19 protein-coding genes are annotated in these 21,907 nt (G+C 49.9%); 9 read left to right on the top strand and 10 right to left on the bottom strand.

Annotated features, from left to right (window positions below; all coding sequences use genetic code 11):
* Window positions 1–101 precede the first annotated feature (101 nt).
* From QPM17_RS22165 to QPM17_RS22135, 7 genes are all read right to left on the bottom strand, one after another.
* Entirely contained in the window at window positions 102–938 is an 837-nt protein-coding gene (locus QPM17_RS22165; protein WP_285393888.1) for a nitrilase-related carbon-nitrogen hydrolase, read from the bottom strand.
* Window positions 939–1,027: 89 nt separating this feature from the next.
* A complete protein-coding gene (locus tag QPM17_RS22160) occupies window positions 1,028–1,918 on the bottom strand; it encodes a glycine betaine ABC transporter substrate-binding protein (RefSeq protein ID WP_285393887.1) in 891 nt (296 codons plus the stop codon).
* Between the two features lie 87 nt (window positions 1,919–2,005).
* The gene (locus QPM17_RS22155) at window positions 2,006–2,737 is read right to left on the bottom strand and encodes an ABC transporter permease (protein ID WP_285393886.1); all 732 of its coding nucleotides are present in this window, start codon (window positions 2,735–2,737) and stop codon (window positions 2,006–2,008) included.
* Window positions 2,734–3,897, bottom strand: a complete 1,164-nt coding sequence (locus tag QPM17_RS22150; protein WP_285393885.1) for an ABC transporter ATP-binding protein — start codon at window positions 3,895–3,897, stop codon at window positions 2,734–2,736. Before QPM17_RS22150 ends, QPM17_RS22155 begins: the two co-directional genes overlap by 4 nt.
* Before the next feature lie 33 nt (window positions 3,898–3,930).
* Entirely contained in the window at window positions 3,931–4,575 is a 645-nt protein-coding gene (locus QPM17_RS22145) for an ABC transporter permease (protein WP_285393884.1), read from the bottom strand.
* A 1,200-nt stretch (window positions 4,576–5,775) separates the two neighbouring features.
* Entirely contained in the window at window positions 5,776–7,407 is a 1,632-nt protein-coding gene (locus QPM17_RS22140) for a bifunctional diguanylate cyclase/phosphodiesterase (RefSeq protein ID WP_285393883.1), read from the bottom strand.
* A 632-nt stretch (window positions 7,408–8,039) separates the two neighbouring features.
* The gene (locus tag QPM17_RS22135; protein ID WP_285393882.1) at window positions 8,040–9,668 is read right to left on the bottom strand and encodes a tetratricopeptide repeat protein; all 1,629 of its coding nucleotides are present in this window, start codon (window positions 9,666–9,668) and stop codon (window positions 8,040–8,042) included.
* 607 nt (window positions 9,669–10,275) lie between these two features.
* Here QPM17_RS22135 and QPM17_RS22130 point away from each other — a divergent pair.
* From QPM17_RS22130 to QPM17_RS22120, 3 genes are read left to right on the top strand one after another with little or no spacing between them, the layout of a single operon-like run.
* Window positions 10,276–10,626 (top strand): hypothetical protein, encoded by a 351-nt coding sequence (locus QPM17_RS22130; RefSeq protein ID WP_285393881.1) that lies wholly within the window; start codon window positions 10,276–10,278, stop codon window positions 10,624–10,626.
* On the top strand, window positions 10,623–11,303 hold the full coding sequence (locus QPM17_RS22125; RefSeq protein ID WP_285393880.1) for a hypothetical protein: 681 nt from the start codon (window positions 10,623–10,625) through the stop codon (window positions 11,301–11,303). Before QPM17_RS22130 ends, QPM17_RS22125 begins: the two co-directional genes overlap by 4 nt.
* A gap of 27 nt (window positions 11,304–11,330) precedes the next feature.
* The gene (locus QPM17_RS22120) at window positions 11,331–11,465 is read left to right on the top strand and encodes a hypothetical protein (RefSeq protein WP_285393879.1); all 135 of its coding nucleotides are present in this window, start codon (window positions 11,331–11,333) and stop codon (window positions 11,463–11,465) included.
* An 82-nt stretch (window positions 11,466–11,547) separates the two neighbouring features.
* Here QPM17_RS22120 and QPM17_RS22115 read toward each other — a convergent pair whose 3' ends face one another.
* Window positions 11,548–15,165: a YobI family P-loop NTPase gene (locus QPM17_RS22115; RefSeq protein ID WP_285393878.1), complete on the bottom strand. Its 3,618-nt coding sequence runs from the start codon at window positions 15,163–15,165 to the stop codon at window positions 11,548–11,550.
* Between the two features lie 575 nt (window positions 15,166–15,740).
* Between QPM17_RS22115 and QPM17_RS22110 the strand changes: the two genes are divergently transcribed.
* From QPM17_RS22110 to QPM17_RS22085, 6 genes are all read left to right on the top strand, one after another.
* Complete coding sequence (locus tag QPM17_RS22110; protein WP_285393877.1) at window positions 15,741–16,661, top strand: restriction endonuclease; 921 nt, start codon at window positions 15,741–15,743, stop codon at window positions 16,659–16,661.
* 104 nt (window positions 16,662–16,765) lie between these two features.
* Window positions 16,766–17,443, top strand: coding sequence for a DUF6610 family protein (locus tag QPM17_RS22105; RefSeq protein ID WP_285393876.1), 678 nt, complete (start codon window positions 16,766–16,768; stop codon window positions 17,441–17,443).
* On the top strand, window positions 17,440–18,060 hold the full coding sequence (locus QPM17_RS22100) for a hypothetical protein (protein WP_285393875.1): 621 nt from the start codon (window positions 17,440–17,442) through the stop codon (window positions 18,058–18,060). Before QPM17_RS22105 ends, QPM17_RS22100 begins: the two co-directional genes overlap by 4 nt.
* Before the next feature lie 241 nt (window positions 18,061–18,301).
* On the top strand, window positions 18,302–18,556 hold the full coding sequence (locus QPM17_RS22095) for a hypothetical protein (RefSeq protein ID WP_285393874.1): 255 nt from the start codon (window positions 18,302–18,304) through the stop codon (window positions 18,554–18,556).
* 115 nt (window positions 18,557–18,671) lie between these two features.
* Window positions 18,672–19,262, top strand: coding sequence for a HEPN domain-containing protein (locus tag QPM17_RS22090; protein WP_285393873.1), 591 nt, complete (start codon window positions 18,672–18,674; stop codon window positions 19,260–19,262).
* Window positions 19,263–19,314: 52 nt separating this feature from the next.
* Complete coding sequence (locus QPM17_RS22085) at window positions 19,315–20,010, top strand: PH domain-containing protein (protein ID WP_285393872.1); 696 nt, start codon at window positions 19,315–19,317, stop codon at window positions 20,008–20,010.
* A gap of 136 nt (window positions 20,011–20,146) precedes the next feature.
* Here QPM17_RS22085 and QPM17_RS22080 read toward each other — a convergent pair whose 3' ends face one another.
* A complete protein-coding gene (locus QPM17_RS22080) occupies window positions 20,147–20,494 on the bottom strand; it encodes a hypothetical protein (protein WP_285393871.1) in 348 nt (115 codons plus the stop codon).
* 451 nt (window positions 20,495–20,945) lie between these two features.
* On the bottom strand, window positions 20,946–21,743 hold the full coding sequence (locus QPM17_RS22075; RefSeq protein ID WP_285393870.1) for a site-specific integrase: 798 nt from the start codon (window positions 21,741–21,743) through the stop codon (window positions 20,946–20,948).
* Window positions 21,744–21,907 lie beyond the last annotated feature (164 nt).

Genomic DNA, 21,907 nt, shown 5'->3' with positions numbered 1-21,907 from the left:
TGTCTCATAAAAAAATAACCGCGAGCCATGTCGCGGCTATTTTGCCAGCTTCGGAGGCTGTTTTCACACAGCCTCCTGAGGCCGCCCTTTGCGCCCCGGCCTCAGTAGTGATCTTCCAGGAGCCGCCGTATTAGACGGGTATTGGAGTCTCGAACCGTGGGCATTTCGAAGCGGGCGCGATCGATGGCACCCTGGTCCAGTTGTGCCTGGATAATGCATTCACCGTCCTCCGCGGCCGCCAGGATCTCGCCTTTTGGACCCAAAATGCAGCTCCCACCCCAGAACCACAAATCCTCCTCATGCCCGTACCGGTTGGCCATCAATACAGGAGTGCCGTAAATCATGGCGTAGAAACTGACGTTGATTTTCCAGTTATCCTCGTTGGAAAAGTTCTCGCTTACCACTCCTGAAGCCGAATTGATCGGGGCCAGCATCAGTTCGGGTTGCTTGAGGAAAGCACAGTGGGTGAGGGCAGGGTTCCAGAGGTCCGCACATATCAGGCATGAAGACTCCCAGTGCTCCCGAAGTGCCACGTTGCCAATCTGGCTACCTGAATGGAACCATTTGCCTTCGTCCAAGCCACCATACGTAGGCAGGTTGATCTTACGATGGACATGGATAACTCTGCCGTCCCTGAGGTAAGCCATGGCGTTGTAAAGTTCACCCGCCCGGGCCCGCTCTACAAAACCTACTACAAGAGTGATGCCCTTTGCGTGTTTTGCCAGGTCGAGTAGAGCCGGGTCATCATTGCGCATGGCGACAGTAGGCGCATTGCGGCCCACCTGGTAACCGGTCAGGGACAATTCGGGAAACAGCAGTACCTCGGCACCGTTTTGCCTTGCTTGCTTGGCGTACTCACGATGCCTTTCAAGGTTAGCCTCCACATCCAGCAGCTGACAGTTTATCTGGGCGACGGCCACGTTCAGGTTGGTAATCATGTCGAACTCTCTGTGGTTTCGAGCAGGTCTAAAACAAGGAAGCCCCATGAACCTGAGAAAAGGTGCATAGGGCCAGGACCATATACTGATCAGATCAGATCATGTTCTGCAAGGAAATTACGGGCCACTTCTCCAATGTCTTGTCTCTCTACATCTATCTGGGCATTCAGGCGAGCCATGACCTCATTATCCAGTAGGCCCGAAAGCTTGTTGAGTTGTTCCTCAAGTTCCGGATTTTCCTCCAGAGTCTCCTGGCGGATTACCGGAGTGATTGCATAGTCAGGGAAGAAGTTACGGTCATCTTCTAACAGGACAAAATCAAAGGCCGGGATACGTCCGTCAGTGGCGAACACCAAGGCAAGGTCAACTTGGCCCTCTTTCAGTGCTGAGTAGGTCAGGCCGGAGTCCATACGCTTGATCTGATCCCGGGGCAGCTTGAAATCATAAGCTTTTGCAAACGGGCGGTAGCCATCTTCGCGGGCATACCACTCGGCGTTGCTGGCCAGTACCAATTCCTTACCGTTGTTGATGGCGGTGGCCATGTCGCTGAGGGTTTCAATACCCATTGCTTCGGCTTCTGAAGCCTGCATTGCCAGAGCATAGGTATTGTTGGCATCAGACGGGTTCAGCCAGACCAGGCCCTTCTCCATGTCAAGCTCACGTACCCTCTCATAGCCTGCCTGGCGTCCGAGTTTTTCTTTGACGTCGTTATAAACAATCAGGCCGGTACCTGTGTATTCCCAGTAAATGTCGACCTGACCGTTTTCCTGGGCTGAACGCAGAACGGCACTGCCCATGCCAGCTCGGGTATCCACATCATACCCTTCGGCACGAAGGTACTGGGCGGTCATAGATGTCAGCAATTGCTGTTCGGTGAAATTCTTACCGCCCACCACGATGGTTTCTGCGGCCGCAGCACCGCCGAAGGTCATGGAGATGGCAAGGGTGGCAATGGATGCCAGTTTTTTAAGGGTCTTCATGGGTCGATGCTCCAGGTGACTTTTGTTTTTCGGCGACTCCGGGTGAAGTGGCCGGTTTCTTCAATGCCCGAGCTGTCTGACACGGCTTCAGGCGCGAGATGGGTTAATGCCTCGGGGAACCATCAGAAAGGCGCATGCGGCAACCAGGATGTCCACAGTGATAGCAAGGAGCGCAGTCATCAGTGCGCCTGCCAGCATCATTTCAGTATCGAACAGGTCGATGCCGGTAAAGATCAGTTCTCCGAGCCCACCACCGCCAATCAGGAAGACCAGCGGTACCGTTCCAACGTTAATAGCCAGGGCAGTCCGGATTCCTGCAAAGATCACATTGGCTGCGTTGGGTATCTCAACACGTAGCAGCATCTGGCCTGCAGACATGCCAATGCCTGAGGCGGATTCTTTCAGGTGGGCGGGAATGCCCAGCAAACCGGTGTAGGTATTTCTGACAATCGGCAATAGGGAAGCAATAAAGAGACCGAAGACGGAAGGCACAAAGCCGATGCCCAGAAGGCTCATAGACAATGCAAGGATCGCCAGGGTGGGTATCGTCGTGCCGATATTCAGTCCCTGCATGGCCCACTCGGATATCTTTATAAAGCGCGGGCGGCTCAGTACGATGCCCAGAGGCAGGCCGACTGCGATTGCAAGGCTACCGGATATGATCGTCAGCTGAATGTGCTGATTGGTCAGGTAAACTATGTCTTCCCAATAATACAGCATGCCGTCGATCAGGCCCGAACGTTGCAGATAGACACCCAGCAGGAAGACGCCAATCAGTACCGGCAACTGAAAAAGACGCGACTTTTCAGGCCCTTTCATGGCGCCACCCGCACGTGTTGCAAACTTTGCTCTTTAGCACGAGAGGATTTGTAAGTGGCGCCCAGATGGTGGGTAATGCCGCGCTGGGTAACAACTCCCATTAGCTTGCCATGCTCGGATACGCATGGAAGCCAGGTCGCATCGTGGGTGAACATTTTCGAGGCCACCGTGCGGAGGTCATCCTCGGGACGGACAAGGGTGCGTAGATTGTAGCTGTGCTGGCCACAGTTGCCCTTTGTGGTGGTGGCTACGCTGCGTGACACGTAGCCTACCGGCCGCCCGTCGCCGTCAACGACAATAATAGCCCGCTCGTAGCCCGCATCGGTCATGCGTTGTAGCGCTGTTGCGAGGGAATCTTCGGCAGTGACAACACTCGATTCGGTTTCAAGTACTTCCGCGACGGTCACCAGTTGCAATCGTTTTAATGCGCGGTCCCGCCCGACAAAGCCCTTCACAAAGTCATTAATGGGATGCGAGAGAATATCGTCTGGTGTGTCGTACTGAATGAGCTTACCTTCTTTAAAGATGGCGATACGGTCGGCCATCTTAACCGCTTCATCAATATCGTGACTCACGAACATAACTGTCTTTTTGAGTTCCCGGTGCAGCTTCAGGAATTCGTCCTGGATTACTTCCCGATTTATGGGATCGATCGCACCAAAGGGCTCATCCATCAACATTACAGGGGGGTCGGCAGCCAGAGCCCTGATTACACCAATTCTCTGCTGCTGGCCGCCAGACAGTTCGTTCGGGTAGCGCTTCAGGAAAATGGCTGGGTCCATTGCGACCATTTCCAGTAATTCCGAAGCACGTTTCAGGTAACGACTTTTGTCCCAACCAATTAGCTTCGGTACGATCGAAATATTTTCCTCGATCGTCATGTTCGGAAACAGCCCTATCTGCTGGATAACATAACCAATGCTGCGACGCAGAGACACGGTGTCCTGCTCGCTGGTGTCTTTTCCGTTGATCAGGACCCGCCCAGATGTCGGAGTGATAATCCGGTTAACCATTTTGAGGGTGGTCGTCTTGCCACAACCTGAGGGCCCCAGGAGAACGCAGATCTCTCCCTGCGGTACTTCCATGTTGATATGGTCGGCGGCACTGACCACGCCGCGGTCTGTATCAAAAATCTTGGTCAGATTGTCGAGTGTAATCATGTTTCGTTTCCCGATTTTTGTTTTCGCGAGGGGTTAGAGGCCCCTGGGGGTCAATTTGCGCTGCAGTAGCAGCAGAGATCGATCAGCGATGATAGCCAGCAGACTGACTGCAATGGCTCCAACCACCAATTGTCGGGGATCGCTCTGGGATATTCCCCGACTGATCAGAACGCCCAGTCCGCCGGCGCCAATATAAGCGGCAATCGCCATTACACCGATATTCATCACTACCGCTGTTCGTACACCCGCCATGATCAATGGCACAGACAGCGGAATCTCAACCTTTTGCAGGCGCTGGCCGCTTGTCATACCGATGCCACGGGCAGCCTCCCGGAGGCCGGGGCTGACGTTATGGATAGCAGTGTAGGTGTTTCGAATGATCGGGAGTTGGGAGTAAAGCAACACTGCGATGACCGCTGGCAAGTACCCGATGCCGTGCCCTATGGTGGACAATATTGGAATCATGATTCCGAATAGCGCGATTGAAGGAATGGTGATCAAGATCGAGGCAACATAAAGCACGACCGTTGCAACTCGCTCATTCTGGGTAATCGCGATGCCAATCGGGACGCCTGTCAGGGTTGCCAGCCCTACGGCGACCACCACCAACGCTATATGCTCCAGGGTGAGCTTGCCAAGCAGGTCAAGATTGGTCAGAACGAAATCAAGAATTTCCACAGCGGAGCCCTTTTTGTGAGTTGTAGTCGGCAGAAGTCCACGTTTTCAAACACAGTAAATCAGGTGGGAGTGAGCAGCACTTTAAAGAAAGCGTCGTTAAAGTGAACAATAGCGACTGAGACTAACATCAAGATCAAAAATATCGACCTGTCTATAGAAAGCCTACAATGTCGCCGACGGTCATTGATTTTGACCTCCCGGGACTTTTAGCACTATTGCTGACCGCAGCCAAAGGTTCTAGAAAGGTGTAAATGATGAAAGCGGGGAGCGCCACACCTGCTGCATTTACGAGGAAATCCATATCTGCGTCCTGTCCTCTGTAATCTGGCAATGGGCGGGGCCAAGCCTAGATTTTATACAAGCACAATATGAGGAATGCAGCCAATGCAAGAGCACAACCAGGGTTTAAAGAAAAACTAAGAGCTAGATCTGGTCATCAACAGCTGAATGACCACGCGAGGCCAGACCTCAATTTCAGAGCAGAATGCTCTATGCAATTCACGTATTGCAGCTAACAAAACGCTATAACTGACCAAAATATTACTTCCTGCTAAACGTTGCTCAACGACAAATCAACAACTTGCACTCTTCATTCCACGCAAAGTACTACATTCGTCGTCCAGTTCATCTGCGGCTGGAACTGGCGAAAATACTTTCGGATAAGTCCAAAGCGCATAGTTTCAGTTCTTCGCCACGAAGAAACAGCCCGGAATCGCAGTAGAACCCCTACACCCTCGCGAAAGGTAAGCTAGAGGGGGGGAGGGCAGGTCACGGGGTAAAGCTTAGCCAGCCGCCCCGGCCCCGAGTCATGCGCACCCGATCGTGAGGTCGCGAAACTTTCGAATTTCTGGGCTTTACTCACTACTGCACCCAATCTTGCCAAAACGGCTGGTTTAAAGTGGCCCGCGTAACGTCGCGCAAGCGTCTTCGGGCGCAGCTGCGGGCGGTAAAAGACAACCTACGTCGAATAAACCGGCCCATTGGCGAAACGGGGCGCTGGCTCCGCCGAGTAATTCAGGAGCATATGAACTACTGTCGTTGCAGCATCGCCTCCACCACAAAGCCGCGCATGCTAGCGGCGTTGACCCTTCCTTCTGAACGTTCGCTTTGCGACCTTAGACCCTTTTCCTCGTAGCCAGGTCCGCTTCTGTTTCTTCCTGAAGTTGCTAGTCTTAAATCCGCGCCATACTTGTCAAAATGCTAACTACGGGCTTTCGCCCATTGTTGATACACGGTCAGGGGAAGAGGCCGGGAGTAGTGAAACCCCTGAACCAGATCCGCGCCTAGGTCGGTGACAATCTTCCTTTGTTCTTCCGTCTCAATACCCTCAACGGTAACTTCGAGTTTCAGTGCCTTGGCCATGGAGATCATGGATTCCATGATAGTGCGGGCATCAGCGCTGGTTTCCAGGTTTTCGACAAACGCCCGGTCGATCTTCAACCCCGACAGCGGCAAGTGAGTCAGGTACTGAAAGGATGAATACCCTGTTCCGAAGTCATCGAGGCTGACTTTGAAACCCTGGTCGCGCAGGGTCCTCACGGCTGTTTTTGCTTGTTCAGGGTCGCGGATCAGTGCGCCTTCCGTAATTTCGATCTCCAGAGATTCAGGACTGACACCATAGGAAGCTACGATCCGTCCCAGCTCCTCAATTAGAGCCGAGTTCATCAAGTTGTCGATCGCGAAATTTATGCTCACCGACATGAGATTGTGTGATTTGATGTTTTCACAGGCCTTGGCAATCACGAATCGCGTTACAGGGTCTATCAACGAAGTACTTTCAACCTTGGGCATGAACAGCCCGGGCATGACCATCTTATTATCCTGGTCAAACCAACGCAGCAAGGCTTCAGATCCAACGTGGCGGCCTGTTCGCATACAGATCTTGGGCTGGTAAAACAGCTGGAACTGTTGTTTGACAAGTCCATCACGGACTCGCGCTATCAGTTGAACGCGCTCCGCGGTTTTCTGGTCGAACATGGGATCGTAACGCCTGTAGGGAACATTGTTCTCGATTGCCACGGACAGGCCGGTTCTCGCGCGGTTTATGACGATTTCCGGATTCTGATCGTTATCTCTGATGAGGTAGCTTCCGGCAACTATCTGAACGCGAAATGGGATGCCCTTCACAACGGTTTCTTCTTCGCCCACTCGCTTGGCAATGTCAAAAACGGCGCCCACTTTTTCCTGGCGATCAACCTCCTCTTGAGACTCAACGGAGAACAGAATTGCCAGCTCCGATTTGCTGAACCGGTAGACTTGATGAGGTATCTCGATGTTCTGAGTGATTTGATTGGCCAGGTCTTTGACCACCTGTTCCGCTGTATCAGCACCCATTGACTGCAAGATCTCCCACAGGTCCTGCATCCGGACCAGTAATATCGCGGATGAGGGGGGATTATCCTGGCTCGTCCTTCGCAGTAACCTTTTGAGGTCCCGGTTAAGGGCTGCTTGTGTACCTAGGCCGGTTTTATGATCGATTTCGAGTGCATGGAGATGCCGCTGATTGGCCAGCCGGAGGCTCTGGAGAATCCCTGCTGAAAAAACACCGATAAGCAGGAAGAAAGCGATTCGCGCCAGCCAATTGTCTATCGTTTGGTAGGTATCGGTTGATACGTCCAGCGGCATTAACGGGCCGATGAGAAGCCCACCCGCCACCGCACCGAGGGTGGCCCCGGGAAGTCCAAACCAAGCTGTGGATAGCAGAATTGGCAGCAGGATTACATAGGGGTAGGCATATCCTGTACCACCAGTGAAGTAAACCAACCATGTGCCAAATGCAAAAAAAGTTATAATAAACAGGAGCTTAAAAATAGACCTCGTAAACTCCGACATTTGTGGCCATTTCTGTGAGTGCCAAATACTGTTGAAGGTAGGAAGGTAGCTACTACTCTCTCTATTCATCTGACTGCCTTTTATGGTCGGGTCTTCGAAGAATAGTCAATTCATTGTTGATGGTTTACCTGAGAGGCTCACAATTGCAGGCGGCCTTATTATTGCTGTTTAAGGCGGCCATTGAGAGCGTAGTTCAAAAAATAACGGCTATCCTGTAATGATTTGTTACGTTATGAATCACCAGTAAGATTTGTGCCAAATTGAAAAAAGAAGGAGTCACATCTCGTGTCTGTAGGCGCTCTCAGAAAATTTGTGCACGTCCCCGAAGTATGACGCATAAGACTCTCAAAATGAGCCTTTCGGGCTTGAAGCTGAATATTCGCTTTGCGACCGTCAGCGGAGGCTCTAATAGAGGTGCAACTAAAACAGGGATGCTTACATAAAGATGTCAGAAAGGACACCTTCCGTGGCCCGAGAAGCTGGTCTAGTAGTTAATTTGCGGGGAAGTCCCCCGCTTTGGGCGTTATGCTTAACCGTCCGGCCATCACTCCTTGTCAGGAACGGCCGGCCTCCAATTGTGGAGTAATAGTTCGTCAATGTCGTTGTTCTTCTGGCAACTCGAACACTGCCGACTAATAACTCCTGGCTACGGAACCTTGTGACCGTGTCGAGACACGCTCGGTCCGCGGTGCCGTCTCCCGCAACCGACGAACCCAGAGCGCAGCTGACTCCTCATCGCCAGCAGCCTCAGCCGCTTGGGCGGCACCCGAAAGCGTGTTGTAACGTTGCGGCCAGGTACGATCGGAACTTTCGTAGGCGACCAACGCTTCAACCGGACGATCAAGGGCAACCAGCAGATCTCCGAGCGCCTCGTAGGGTGGCAGTAATGCGCCGGGGCTAACCGGATGCTTTTCCACGCCGGCTTCCAGCTTTCCAGCAGACTGCATCAGCTCGATCGCCATTTCAGGATTACCCTCGGCTTTTGCTATCCAGCCGGCCAGAATCCGGCGGTCTACTTCAACGTAGGTTGAGAAACGTTGGTCTGCACCGGATTTGGCAGTTTCTACAAGAGTCGCCAAACGCTGTTCTGCTTCGCGTGCGCCTTTCAGGTCATTCGTGTGCACAGCGCCCAGCCCCTGCGCAAACGCAATTAAACCAGCCGGCCAAGGAAACTGGTCCCAATTGATCATTTTTGACTGATAGGGAACAAGCGCCGCAGCCGCTTCCCAGTCATGGGCTTCAACAGCCAGCCTTGCTGGAATGGAGGCTTGATGAAACACCCCGGGAAAGTTCCCTTGATGAGGGCCATTTGTCTGTGCTTCCGCCCATACGCTCCGTGCAGCGCTGTCCTCCCCCCGCTGGAGATGACCATAGACCAGATAATCTAGCGCATGGATGTAGTGGAATGATTTCGCACCGTCTGCAACGTGATTTACTGCTACCTCAGCGGAGCGGCGATTCCATTCAATTACTTTGGGCCAATCTCCGAGCCGGACATAGATGTGGGAAGGCATATGCAGCGCATGAGGCACATCCGGGGCAATCGCCCCATACGAAGCAACGATTTCAGTGGCATTGCCTGCTCGGCCATCCGCATCCGTGGAATGGATCGTGTAATGAACCGCTCCGGGATGAGTAGGCTCGGTTTTCCAGGCTTCACGCAATACCTGTTCGGCTTCGTCGCGCACCGCCTTTGGATCATCGAGAGCCAGCGACGGTGTCATCCGCGACAACGCGTAAAGCGAGGCAACGTCTAGATCGTCGGGATACGCCCGATAGGCTTCCTCCATGCCTTTGGTCCAACCTGCCAAGCGCTCCCTGACCACGTCGGTTTCAGGATCGAAGAAGGCTCCCGTGGCCTCAATCAGCGATTTTTCGCGCGGATCTTTTGCAGCCGTACGGGCTTTCTGAATGGCCTCCCGGCCACGCGCAATATCGGCCTCTCCAGGGATGGTGCCCCATAAGGGCTGGAACAGCGTCGTAGCGATACCCCAGTGGGCTATTGCACAGTCGGGCTCGGTCTGGACAACCGCCTCAAATTCGGATCGCGCCTGGGTGTACATCATGTGATGCATCATCCCCAGCGCATGATCCACATCCGCACGAACCGCCTCTCCACAGTTAACCTGGAAGTTGACGGTTCCGATGGAATTGCCAGCGCTGGAAGCATTGGCATCGTTCATGGTTTTCTGGTCAGCTAAGGCAGGAAGAGCCAGGCCCAGGGAGGAGACAAGAACGGCAAAGCGAAGTGATGATTTCATAGCGTGACTCCAGTATCAGTATGACTGGTGGAGCCGGCATGACGTAAATCGATCAGGAACTGACTACAGACTACCAGGAGCTGGTTCTGCATGCGCAGCTTGAATCTTTTAAGCTACGCTCATTCTGATTGCTTAACCAGCGGAACCTTCCGAGAAAACGACAAAGCAAATATTAACGTCGAGCACAGCATTTGATTCTGGAGTTGTGCTGAGGGCTCCAAGGAAAGCGCATTGCGCTCTTATGGCCCTACTACACCTACCTCGTCTTAGTACTACTCACTATCAGAAAAATACGACTCACCATAGACTTACGACAAGCAGGGCAGATGTATTCAACGGCTGCGGCCTTTTTTGCGGGTACCAGTGCTTTTAGCTACATCTTCTCTGGTTGTTGGAACTGCTTTATTATGGCGGTGAGGTGGTTAAACTTTAACCAATCTTATAATCAGAGGGTGAGACTATGAAACATGCTTCTGATTTAAAACCAAGCCTCTCTGAAAGTTTTTCATCTCAAGTTTCAAGTCACACGTTTGTTTGGCTCGTGATTCCGCTGTTTTTTTTCGCCATATCGCATTACTCGCTCGCTGAGGACCTGACTCCAGTGCCTATGGCGTCGTTGGATGGGAAAGCCTTCAAGAGCAAGCTCGGGCCGGTGGGGAAGCCCCTGGACGTTGACGACATCCTGGTGTTCGAAGACGGCCAGTTCGTATCCGAGGAGTGCGAGAGGCGCTGCGGCTATGCAAAGGTCGATTACTGGGTGAGAAGGGCTCAGGATGGCGCTATTGAGATGCGAGCAGACGTGCCGTGCACCGAGTCTGACGCGATGATGCACTGGCGGGGTACCGTGCGCGGGGACAATATCGAAGGCTCCTTTACGTGGGTGAACAAGCGTTGGTACTGGGACTTTGAAGAAGAGTTCTGGTTCAAGGGTCGGTTGGTGGAGGCCGACAATCCATGATCCGGCCGGCCATGCCAGCCGAGCGACGTTTGGCAGGGCTACTGAAGCTTTCGATTCTGATCGGAATCATTGTTGGGGGCAACCTGCTGACCCGGGGCGTTATTGATGGTCTGGACGTGGATATTCGGCCATCAAACGAGCCCATGCTGCATAACCTCATCATGACCTCCATGGCCGCTTACATCCTTTTGATGGCGCTTCCGTTTGTGCCTGGTGTTGAGATCGGGCTGGCATTGATGATGATCCTCGGGCCTGAGATCGTGCCCTTGGTGTATGGATGCACTCTGACTTCTCTTTGTCTGGCCTTTCTCGTTGGACGGTTTTTACCGGAAAAAACTCTCACCCGGTTTTTGCGAGAAGTGCATCTCGTCCGGGCGGCCAAGTTTTTGGAGACTTTCCACGGGCTCGATACCGGACAAAGACTGGCCCTTCTGACCGAAAAATCGCCCCAGAAATGGGGGGCGTGGCTCTTGAAACACCGCTACCTTACTCTGATGCTCGCCATCAACCTCCCGGGCAATATAGTTCTGGGCGGGGGTGGTGGGCTGGCGTTAGCGGCCGGAATGAGCAGGATGTTTCCCATTCACCGCTTCATACTGGTTGTGGCGGTTGCGATTTCACCCTTGCCGCTGTTTTTGTTGGTAGTCGGAGATAGCATTGCCAATTGGCCCATTTAATTGGATCTCGGTTGCATCGGAGTAAACATGTCGCGGATTGAAATTCCGACTGTCTTATTAAGGCGGCTGAGCGATGCGCTGCAGGCGTTACAGCACCATCTGAATATTGGCTTTGCGAACTCCCGCATCCAAGGCAATGCCCTAAACAAAAGCGGACATTAGTAATCTCTTTTTAAAGATCTACGCTTCCTTTGGAAAGCGGACCTTTTCCCGCGTTGAGATGATGCGGGATTTTTGAAGCCGCTTATCGGCGCCTGTAGAATAGGTTCACTCTTATATCGTCAGTGATGACACTATTCTGACTCCATGACGAAATAATTTTTCTTGAATCAAGCCATCTGACCAACTCTATATTCTCAGGAGTATTTTTCAGTTTCGGCGTCTTGCGCCCTGTTTTTATTTCAGAAAATGGCTTCGGTAGATTGGCCAAGACATGATGCACTTCGTCGGTTGTCATGAGAGAGTGATATTTGTTGAAGAGTGAAATCTGCGTTTCTATCGGCGCGGAGTGCTCTATCAGGGATCGCGCAACATTGCCGTTTAAGTTGGATGTGTTGGCGTCGGTTTTGCTCAGAATTGAGCCGATAAGTGCTGAACGTTCGGGAAGGTCTACGAGCGCCTCTAGCTCCATCAAGTCGATTATCTTTAGTTTGGCCTCATTATCAATTTCAGATCGTAGAAGCTCGTCTCGGAAGTTATCGTCGAGCGCGAAGCTATCTGGGTCCGCCAAATATGTGTCGATGTTGGCTGCGACAAATAGTACCTGCAATTCGCTGTTTTCAGCGAATGCGTCAAGACTCTCCTTCGTAAAGGTGATTCGTCCTTCATCTATAAGGATTCGAAGCTTGGTTGGTTCGAGCCCTTCGGGTGGGTGCTTGAACGAATTCGGCAGGGCGTGAACATATTCTCTATAGGCGGCATCAGACAGCGAGCCTGCACGGACGAGGAATTGACGCAGCTTCAGTGAATCTGAGTCACTTGGTATCGGGTATTGCAGAATTGCCGCGCGGACAACATCCCGATCAAGATAGCCAACCAAACTGTCTTCATGGAACCCTTCACCTTTCATAAAATCAAGACAGTTCACCCAAGTTGGTTCGATCGCATTTAGCTCGAACAGCATTGCGTGCAATCTCTCGGGCACACCTTCTAGAGTTGGCAGCAGGTTTGTCTGCCGCTCAAGAAACTCGCGAAGATCATCGTGATCCACATCATCGTGGCGGATTATGTCCAGGATTGCGGGGACGTCCTCCTTTGAGTTTTCCGGAAGCTCCAGGAGAATTTCATGAAGATATCGATTTAAATCGCGCTCGACTCGATTAATCAAGGGTGCACAATTCGTCGAACGTATAGTCGTGAAGTTCCTCTCATGTAGTGGCTTAAGGTCGTTCTCTCTCAAAATCGCTTGGTAAACGTACTCCAGGTTTGGGATCGTGAGATCGAAAAGCCCCTCCTCGAACATGACCCGCACAATTTCAGGGTTATCTTTGATTGCAGCCAGGTCTTTTACCTCAAAGTCGAGGCATGTGAGGCGCTCCGGTTCCAGTCCGGGTGAATTAACCAAAATCTCCGTAAGGTTCACCGAAACAAATTCCGGTAACTCATCAAAATCCTTTGCGAGCGTTTTGAGTGAGGCTACCGGTAGGTTCGAGATCAGCTGGGTGACGTGGGAGATATTGTTAGGGCTAGCAATGACGGTTGGTACTAGGCCTTTCCACGTTTTGACTAGCCCCGAGAGAAGTCCTACAACATGGTGGCCGCTGCTGTAATAGGCATCGAAAAAGTCCTCACAGCTCTCGAATTCTGACGAGAGAAACTCGAAAAGCTTCTGCGTCTGATCGAGATAACGGCTCCAGTCACTCAGGAGGCTATCGACAAGCTTAACGTTCAAGACATAGCTTTGCCGGAAGTCTTCATCTCGCATTGCTGCGATGACCTCTTTTGGATTGTCGATCGGAAAACCCGGGTCAGGCATGACGAATGCCCTTATTTGGATCAGAAATTTATTGTCATTAGGGGACAAACGGCCTGAGTGAAAGAGTGAAGTGTATTGGTAGTAGGTATCGTCGAGATGGCCTTCCAGAATCAGAAAACGGGCAAGCTCTCCGTTTTCCCCAAAGTTTTCGAAAAGATCCTGGACGTGGTCGGCGTTCGAACGCAACAGCGTGTTGAGCTTAGTAGTGCGAAGCGCTGCGATCTCTGATTTTAGGTCGCGTATTTGACGCAAGCTATTCTTCCTGTTTTCAGCCGCCTTGCTTTCGATCTCGTCCTTGCGTTGCTGATAGGATTTATGAGGGTTCACATCGCTTTGCAACTTGGGAATATTGACCTGCTGTCGTTGATTCTGGTTGCTTCTACAGGATATGAGGGAAGCCTCCATAAGTTGTTCAAACGCATCCTGCGCAACCATCTGTTGAAGGGTGATCCATGCTCGGCCATCGAGACTGACGCTGACAGTATTTGCTGGGAGCTTCTCAATCAGAGCCATAGCGTAGATTTGACGCAACTCTTTCAAGTCCGAAGGTGTCTGTCGCTCGGCGACTTCAAGCCTCCTTTCGAGCTCCGCAATTTCGGTCCTTTTCGTGGCCTCACCATGCCTAATGAGCTCGCCTTGGCGGTTCAAAATTTCAGCGAGATTCCCCGCACCGCGGTGCAGTTGCTCAAAGTCCCTTGGATAGACGTTTTTGTAGATCAGCACCGCGAGGAGCTTGTTGGCGTCGAGCAGATCCTCGTCATCAGTTTTCAAATTAGCCACATAAATGGCGTATTCATTAAAGATGTTCTGAATCAACCTCAGGTCGTTCAAGTATCGTGAGACCTCTCGCAGAAACTGACGATCTAGGCGCTCGTCGAGCTCAAGTCTCTTTCCCTGTTTCAATACCATGTCGATGGAATTCGATGTATTGATGATCGGTATGACGGGAATGATGAATTCGAAGAACTTGGTTCGATCGGTGTTGACAAACATGTCGTCGCGCAGGGCGTAGAGGAATCTGATGGTGCGTTTCACGCCTGCGTTTTCATTTACAAGGCTATTAATTTCGCGCAGCGTGACGAAAATTTCGGCATTATCAAATCGATCGATATCCTCAATAACTACAAGGTCGTAATCGGTTGATTGGAAGAAGTAGATTATTTCGTCTAGGTGACGGTTCAATATGGACGTCTGATCATCGTGCGCGGGCTTTATCTCAACGTCCTTCAGCGAAATGCTCTTGAGTGACAGACCGAAGCTCGCGACATAAAAGTGATGCAGTGTCGCCCAGACGAACGTTGCCGCGAGCACGAAGCTCCCAAGGTTGAGCCAATTACTAATTGCTAGCGGGACGAAAAAGGAGCCGTTGAGGATATCTTCTCGATTATGAAACACGTACCAAAGCGCAAGAATGCCAAGCATTATGAAGAGAGATTTAAAAATCGACCAAACACTGGGCGACTGAATTCTTTTGAACCGCGATAGTGGAAGCTTGTTTGCGTCAGCACCATACAGCATCTGCTGCAGGATACTTCTCTCAATCTCTTGACGGCTCACCTTCTCGCCTTCGGAATTGGCCTCGGGAACGAACGCGGCGAGAGAAATATGAAGCGCAGGCCGTCGATACTTTTTTAAAAAGGACTGGATGATGCTGCTCTTTCCTGACCCATACGGACCAGTTAGGGCAATATTGGAAACCTTCGCATTGTTCGTCGCGAACAGAATCGCTTCGGAATATACGCCAGCCTTGTCTGCGTCATCGGTTGGCGCGAGGTCTACGAACTTAGATTGCATGTCGGCGGAGCCGTCTTGGCTTTCCAGCCAAGACACGATGCTATGGAGGTAATTGGCAAGCCAGCGTATTCGGGAGGTTATGATTTTTATCATACGATGCTGCGCTATCCTAACCGTCAAGAAACGAAAATTCGTGAAAGGCTGACTTAAAACTACCCACTTTTGACTGGGCGCCAATACTGATTTGAGTTCTATGTTTGGATTCGGGCGTCCGATGGACTGGCTTCATACTGAACTATTCATGTTGCTGATGCCAGTCACCATAGCATCACCGTTTCTGATCGATAGCGAGTCCGTACCGATCTCTTTTGAGCCCGCTTTGTGCGTGAACATCCCTGTTTTAGTTGCACCACTGATAAGCTTTTCCGCCCGATGGTGTTTCGCCAGATACTCCCATGGCGCCAGCCAAAAGCGAACATTCGAGTGAGGGCATTTCCAGAGTTTCCAAGATAATCACAGCCTTTTGTCCAGTATGATTGGCGGAGCAAATTGCAGACGCTGAATGATTACATGGCAGATATGGCCATGCTCGGCTAAGCTATTGTTTTATCGGTTTATGTGCAGCGCGATTGATGGTTCAAAGTCAGTAATAGTGACACAGTCAATTTACTGCAAGGGTAAAGCGCGCTGTCTAATTGCTGTTAGCTTTTCAGGGGGAAGGGAGAAAGATGGCAGCAAAACGATTATCACCTGCGGCAATTGTCGCTCTTAAGGAGTCTCTGTGTAGCGTCTACTGGTACAAGGCCGACCTACGGAGCTTCCTTTCAAACTCCGTGAGCAACAAGGCGCTGGTAGGTTCCTTGAACTGGGGAAACTACAAGCGGCAAATCGTTGCTGATTTGGTTGATACTTTGACCGGTAACCAGGACAGGTATCTAGGTGACCTGACCAAGCTTTGCTACGAGGTGACAAGCATTAGCAATTTCTCGCACCTAGAGCAGCTTGATGGCGGTCACCAGAAAGCGCGCAGAGCCAAAGAGGCTGTCGAACAACTACGACAACTGGTAGAACCTCATCAAGACAAGAGGAAAGATGAGGAAGAATTTGAACGTAGGCGAAAAGAGCGAGAAGAAAAGCTCAGGTCAAATCGGGCGGTCCGAGAGAAACTGGCCGAATTGAACTCGCGCTTTATGGCGATCGCGGCGGGAACGAATCCGCAAAATCGAGGATTTGATCTCGAACGTTTAATGTATGACGTGTTCGAGCTTTTTGATCTCGATCCGAAAGCGTCCTTCCGAAATGTTGGCGAACAAATAGATGGTGGCTTTTTTCTGGAGGGCACTGATTACTTGTTTGAGGCGAAATGGCAACAGGGGCTAATTGGAGTTGAAGATCTCGATGCTTTCTCGCGAAAGGTCGAACGCAAACTCGAAAACACCCTTGGTGTATTCTTGTCTATGAACGGGTTTTCGCCAGATGGAGTCGCAGCGCACTCCAGTGCAAGGCCAAGTATCATCTTGATGGATGGAGCCGATTTGATGGCAGTTCTGGAAGAGCGGATTGATTTTGTCACTTTGTTGCTGCGCAAGAAGCGGCACGCTGCTCACACCGGTAATATCTATCTGAAAGTACATGAAATCACGCGATGAGCTAAAAAACCCATTAACGCGGGCAGTAAAAAACGACGCTCCTCGTTCCTCGTCGCTCTGTTTTTTTTGCTGCCGGTTTTAGGCGGCGCTAGCTGGAAGCATAAATGGAAGTATTCAAGTTTATTGCGCACAGTAGAAAAGCCATTTGCATCGCCGCGGAACATGGCTGGTATCCTGGAGCCAGATATACCAACCTTAGAGATGTAAAGACCTTTGATTTTGAGGGGGTAGGGTTTCTAGATATTGACTGGAAAAACTACGATTTTTCACGTCATATCGACGCTGCCGCACAAAAAAAGCCAAAGATGACAATTGCGCGAGACGTAGAGTGTATATTTAAGCTTGATCAGATCCTTCGTGAAGCCGAACAGTTAGCATTGCATTCTGATTATGTTGCTATCGTTCCTAAAGACCCTCTATTAAACGGTCGAATCAGTGAGTTAATCCCAAGTGATTATATATTGGGGTATAGTGTCCCCACCCGATATGGAGGCACGAAGGTCAGTTTGCAGAGTTTCGACAGGCCGGTTCACCTATTGGGAGGGCGCCCCGATGTTCAGAGGCAACTTGCGGAAAAGCTGAAGGTAATTTCTCTGGACTGCAACCGGTTTACTTTTGATGCGCGTTTTGGCGACTACTTTGATGGAGAGACCTTTAGACCACATCCAAAAGGCGGCTATGAAAACTGTTTAACTGAATCTCTGAGAAACATAAATAGATTGTGGGATGACTATATAGTGCATGACGAAGTAAGAAAGTTGGCAAAATTGGTGACCCTATGAGTAATCGAGAAGATTTTTTGCTAAAAATGTATGATCAAATGTTCAATGATATAAACCGACATATTATGGTTGTTTGGCAGAGTATTGGCGTATTGGTAAGTGCATTCGCAATATTTGCCTTAGTGGAAAAAAAGGTGATTTCTCTAGATATAGCTACAAGTATTATATTGCTTTTAAGCGCTTGGTTAGTTGCTCATCTATTTGACGCATCTTATTGGTATAATAGAAATCTAGCGATCATCGCGAATATAGAGAGGCAGTTTTTATTAAAGTCTGACCTTAAGGATATTCATTATTATTTTGGCTCTCACCGACAAAAAAATAAAATGATTGAGCATTTGCGTATACAGTTGTCTTTGGGAGCTGCGCTTGGAGGTCTCGTTTTGCTCTACCATTTTTTTGAAAGGGTGATGCCAGGATTCTCTGCTCCAATTAGTAATTTTGAGCCGGCTAGATCGTTACCGTATATCGTTGTAGTGGTTGCAGTTGTCTATTTAAGAAAACAGAAAGTAGATGCGGCCGAAAAGTATAAGGAGTTTATAGCTAACTCCCCAGGGATAAAGGTTGATACAAGTGGTGTGAACTATGGCAAAGGTCACGGTCATACTCCCAGCTAACACAGCGCTGAATACAGATAACTTATTGGCCGCGTTCAGAATTTACCGGTGAGCGCGGCGTTGGTCACACAACCTGAAAGTTCGCTTTGCGACCGTCCCGCATCCCACGCGACACCTAAACAAAAGCGAACATTTGCTTTTCGAGAGATATTCGTGAAAAGCTGACTTCAAATGTGTCCATGAAGATGACGCGGGATCACGCCGCTATTTTTAGGCGTTATGAGTTCCAAACGAGATACCCATGATTATTGAAATAAGCATAGTGGCTCTAGTCCTTTTAAAACTTATCGGAGTTATCGAAATTTCCTGGACTCTCACCGTGATTTTCGCGGTTGTATTGACCATCGTTGAAATCAACTCCGTGGTGCAGCGAAAAAGGTTGGAGGCGTTAGTCTATAAATTGGCGTCGGCAGTTGATAAAAAGGTCGATGATCTAGAGTTTGATATTGAGCAAAGTGAGCGACACCTTCGAGATCGTGCGAATCACGATGGCTAGGAATGGCGAACCTCAAAATAACCCGCTGTAGTATGCTCTCGATCTTTCGGCTGTCCACCGGATGCTACTGACTTGGCACCGCTTAGGTCAGCGTTTTCACAAGGTGCAGGAACAAGTGGAAAATCTCGAACCTATACGAATAGTTGGTCTGTGCTTCAATTTTTGGCAGCTTGTCGCCAATTCGGCAGAGGAGATGGTACGTCTCGGCAACCAAGCCTCGTTACAATACGAGGGCTTGGACAATCCATCGCGGTCCGAATTCGAGAATCATATAAAATGGTCTGATTCGCGAGTTGCTGAGCCAGTGCTTTTCAATTTCTATCACGGAATCGAATTGAGCTTAAAAGCGCTGATCGCGGCGAAAGGCCAAGAGTCACCCGGAATCCATAAACTTTCTGAATTAGCGCAAAGTGTGGCTGAACTGTATAACGATTCGAGTTTGAATGACTTCTATTCCAAGTATATCGAAACACCACGTTTGCATGTCATCCTCCGTGAATTCTGCCAGAACTCGAAATCAGATATGGATCTTTTCTATCAGTCATTCAAATACCCCAGTAGCCGGCAGGGTATTACGTTCAACCATCCGGCTTTGCATTCTCGGCTAGAGGAAGGACTAGAACTATTCGCAGGCATTAAAAGAGACATTGAACTGATGAAGCCGATTATTGAAAGATATATTGTGGTCGAATGCCAGGTTTCATAGGTGATAACAAGGGAAGGCACGACACGCCTAATTCATCGCGGTTAAGTCTCAAATGCGTAGCCGCGCATTCATGCTCACGTTAGCGGCAATAAATATGGCGAGCTGGAACCTTAAAGAACTTCGAGAGAAAGCTGCAATTTTTCTTAATGGTACTGAAAAAAATGAGCTTATTGCGTTTCTCGATTCTTTCGACTGGAAAAGCAAAGCGACTGCTTATCATTTGCTCCAGGCAGATGAGTCCTTCAGACCATATAGGGAGATGGATGAAGCGCAGATTACCAAGACGCTTTTTTCGCAAGATGATGAATTTGAGGGAGCGGCAAGAATCAGGGAATTCTCGCTAGCATCAGCAGTGATGATGGCAAACACGCTACCTGATGTACTGGCACAAGTTCTTAATGTTGTATCTCTATCGAAAAGCCTGAAGGTTAACGATGTGACGTCGGGTAAAGTAATTAAAAGGATAGAGTCGAGTTTCCTAAGGGGAGAATTCGAAAACCTGAACGACTCTGACGAAAGTAAATACATCAAGGCATTCTCGAACACTATAAAGCACATCCATCTGGTGAAATCTAGTTACCATATCTCAACGGAAGATGGGGGTTACCATGGCGTAATTTTTAAGGCTTTTAGGTACAGAAATCGTTTGTTCCCTGAAGTTCGTGACGTGGAACTGATAGGTATTGTGAGACAGCATCGTACCCGATGTATCCAATTTGGTGAAAAAATAAACGAGGCACTAGATTAACCATTTCGGCCGAGAGCAGCTCCTGCTGTCAAGCTTTATGGTCTAATCTGAATGTCCGCTTTGCAACCGCCAGGGTTTCGGATGCGAAAGATCTTCTCAAAATATTGTTAGATGCCGTGCTTCACTCGCTGTTAACTCAGCTCATTCCGTCTCTCAAATGCTCAAATTCAGGCTCTATCCAATCGACTTCGAATCCAGCGTTTTTGAGTCTGGTGAGAAAATAACCTTCGTCCACGTGACTCTGCCGTACTGAAGCTTCTTCAAAAACATCAATCACGAAAAACGTACCGTATTCTTCGGTGGCGAAACTCCAGCTCACAGGATGCTCAATTTTCAGTGTCACCGGCAAAACCTTATCTCCAAAATGAAGAATCATGCTTTGCTGCGGTGGGAAGGGCATAGTCGTCGTTTGAGTTAATCGAGCAACGTTTCTTTTTTCGCGGCCCGTTTGAATAAGTACAGCATGCTGGATAGTAACGTTCATTTTTGTAAGCCCTATCAGTCGTAATGGGTTTTCGCGCTTCTTTTGGTTCAGTAAACATTAATATGGGCGCTGCGCAAACTCGTCTATCCCCTGACGCCGAAATGCGCTAAACAGCGAAACCAAAAAACGGCCCGATTAGTTCCTACAGATTGTCCGTGCTCCGCAACCGAACTCCGCAGAAATCTGGATGTTCGCTTTGCGACCAAACCCAACTTCGCATTCAGGCACCAATGCATCTTCAATAGCCATGAAATCCACGTTTGGTTGGCCAGAATCGGCATATGAGTCGTGATCTGGAGGGGGCAGGGCAGCTGTCGGTGTCCGGCGCTATCAACAAGACACATAACAAGTGGGCTGAAAATTTTAACCTGTCAGGTACGCAAACCGGGGTGCATTTGAGGTGTTTGAACAATAATAACGACTGCGCTTTAAAGTTGATTCGGTTGCCGTACTAACCAACATATTTGTACCCGGCATCCTGCAACGCTTCCTTCAGTGACTCCTCAGGAGGTTCTTCGTATATGAGCGTTGTTGAAGGTGACACATGACCAGCGATTTTTTGCGCGACTTTAACGGACTTCTTTTGTTCATGAATGATATTCGTCATTAAAGTCCTCCGGCCACTGTGGGAGCTGGCTCGCTCAATACCTGCCCAATGTCTCTGCATGAGCGCAAAGTGTTCTTGGAGAGTATTCGGAGAATAAGGACCTCCATTTTGAGTTAGGAATAGGGGATCCGTCCTTTTCACCGATTGGTGAGCTGCCAAGCGGATCACAAGGTGATTGTCTATAGCCGTTCTAAGCGCAACGTCATTCATTGGAAGATCACGCGATTTACCACGATGTTTTTTGACCTCAGGATAAAAATCCTCCGGTTTGATGTCGGCGCCGGCCTTGGCCATGGTTTCAATTCGCTGAACAAGCTGGTGAAAATCGTGAACACTGAAACTGATCCGTCGGCGTTGGTAGGTTGATTTGGACCGCTTCAGTGCGTCTGCACCCTTGGTGTAAGCCGCAGGCAAGGCCACGATTTCTCTAAGCTTGAACGAACGTTGGCCAGAGGCTTCAGTGCCGAGTTCGGCGACGTCTTTGATCTGTAGAAGTGCGATTTCCTGAACTCGCAGTCCGAGCTTGAAACTGATCTGAACCAAGGCAGTATTCTTTTCCGGGTAACGATGCTCTTGGATAACGCGCAAGAGCTGGGCGAACTGTTCGGGCGTGAGCACGCGTGCCTGGCCGGTCTTGCTCATCTGAAAGCTCCTGGTGAACCGTTGGGAGACAACAAGGATAGGGTAAAAATAAAATCCGTAATAATGTTATTTAAACGCATGCTGTACTGCGCATAATGTATAGGCCGTTAAAGGGTTGAGAAACCTGATACTACCGGGGCCAAAAAATAGAATAGGGCAGACAA

It is taken from the genome of Marinobacter azerbaijanicus (assembly GCF_030250645.1).
In the GTDB taxonomy this organism is placed as follows: Bacteria; Pseudomonadota; Gammaproteobacteria; order Pseudomonadales; family Oleiphilaceae; genus Marinobacter; species Marinobacter azerbaijanicus.
The sequence above is the reverse complement of the archived record's forward strand: the minus strand, read 5'-3'. Positions and strand labels throughout refer to the sequence as shown.

Excerpts from the sequence above, each read along its gene's own strand:
- QPM17_RS22165 (WP_285393888.1), bottom strand. The coding sequence starts at position 938 with ATGATTACCAACCTGAACGTGGCCGTCGCCCAGATAAACTGTCAGCTG.
- QPM17_RS22105 (WP_285393876.1), top strand. The coding sequence starts at position 16,766 with ATGGAAGTATTCAAGTTTATTGCGCACAGTAGAAAAGCCATTTGCATC.
- QPM17_RS22100 (WP_285393875.1), top strand. The coding sequence starts at position 17,440 with ATGAGTAATCGAGAAGATTTTTTGCTAAAAATGTATGATCAAATGTTC.
- QPM17_RS22155 (WP_285393886.1), bottom strand. The coding sequence starts at position 2,737 with ATGAAAGGGCCTGAAAAGTCGCGTCTTTTTCAGTTGCCGGTACTGATT.
- QPM17_RS22095 (WP_285393874.1), top strand. The coding sequence starts at position 18,302 with ATGATTATTGAAATAAGCATAGTGGCTCTAGTCCTTTTAAAACTTATC.
- QPM17_RS22110 (WP_285393877.1), top strand. The coding sequence starts at position 15,741 with ATGGCAGCAAAACGATTATCACCTGCGGCAATTGTCGCTCTTAAGGAG.
- QPM17_RS22125 (WP_285393880.1), top strand. The coding sequence starts at position 10,623 with ATGATCCGGCCGGCCATGCCAGCCGAGCGACGTTTGGCAGGGCTACTG.
- QPM17_RS22075 (WP_285393870.1), bottom strand. The coding sequence starts at position 21,743 with ATGAGCAAGACCGGCCAGGCACGCGTGCTCACGCCCGAACAGTTCGCC.
- QPM17_RS22150 (WP_285393885.1), bottom strand. The coding sequence starts at position 3,897 with ATGATTACACTCGACAATCTGACCAAGATTTTTGATACAGACCGCGGC.
- QPM17_RS22120 (WP_285393879.1), top strand. The coding sequence starts at position 11,331 with ATGTCGCGGATTGAAATTCCGACTGTCTTATTAAGGCGGCTGAGCGAT.
- QPM17_RS22085 (WP_285393872.1), top strand. The coding sequence starts at position 19,315 with ATGCGTAGCCGCGCATTCATGCTCACGTTAGCGGCAATAAATATGGCG.
- QPM17_RS22160 (WP_285393887.1), bottom strand. The coding sequence starts at position 1,918 with ATGAAGACCCTTAAAAAACTGGCATCCATTGCCACCCTTGCCATCTCC.
- QPM17_RS22130 (WP_285393881.1), top strand. The coding sequence starts at position 10,276 with ATGGCGTCGTTGGATGGGAAAGCCTTCAAGAGCAAGCTCGGGCCGGTG.
- QPM17_RS22115 (WP_285393878.1), bottom strand. The coding sequence starts at position 15,165 with ATGATAAAAATCATAACCTCCCGAATACGCTGGCTTGCCAATTACCTC.
- QPM17_RS22135 (WP_285393882.1), bottom strand. The coding sequence starts at position 9,668 with ATGAAATCATCACTTCGCTTTGCCGTTCTTGTCTCCTCCCTGGGCCTG.
- QPM17_RS22140 (WP_285393883.1), bottom strand. The coding sequence starts at position 7,407 with ATGTCGGAGTTTACGAGGTCTATTTTTAAGCTCCTGTTTATTATAACT.
- QPM17_RS22080 (WP_285393871.1), bottom strand. The coding sequence starts at position 20,494 with ATGAACGTTACTATCCAGCATGCTGTACTTATTCAAACGGGCCGCGAA.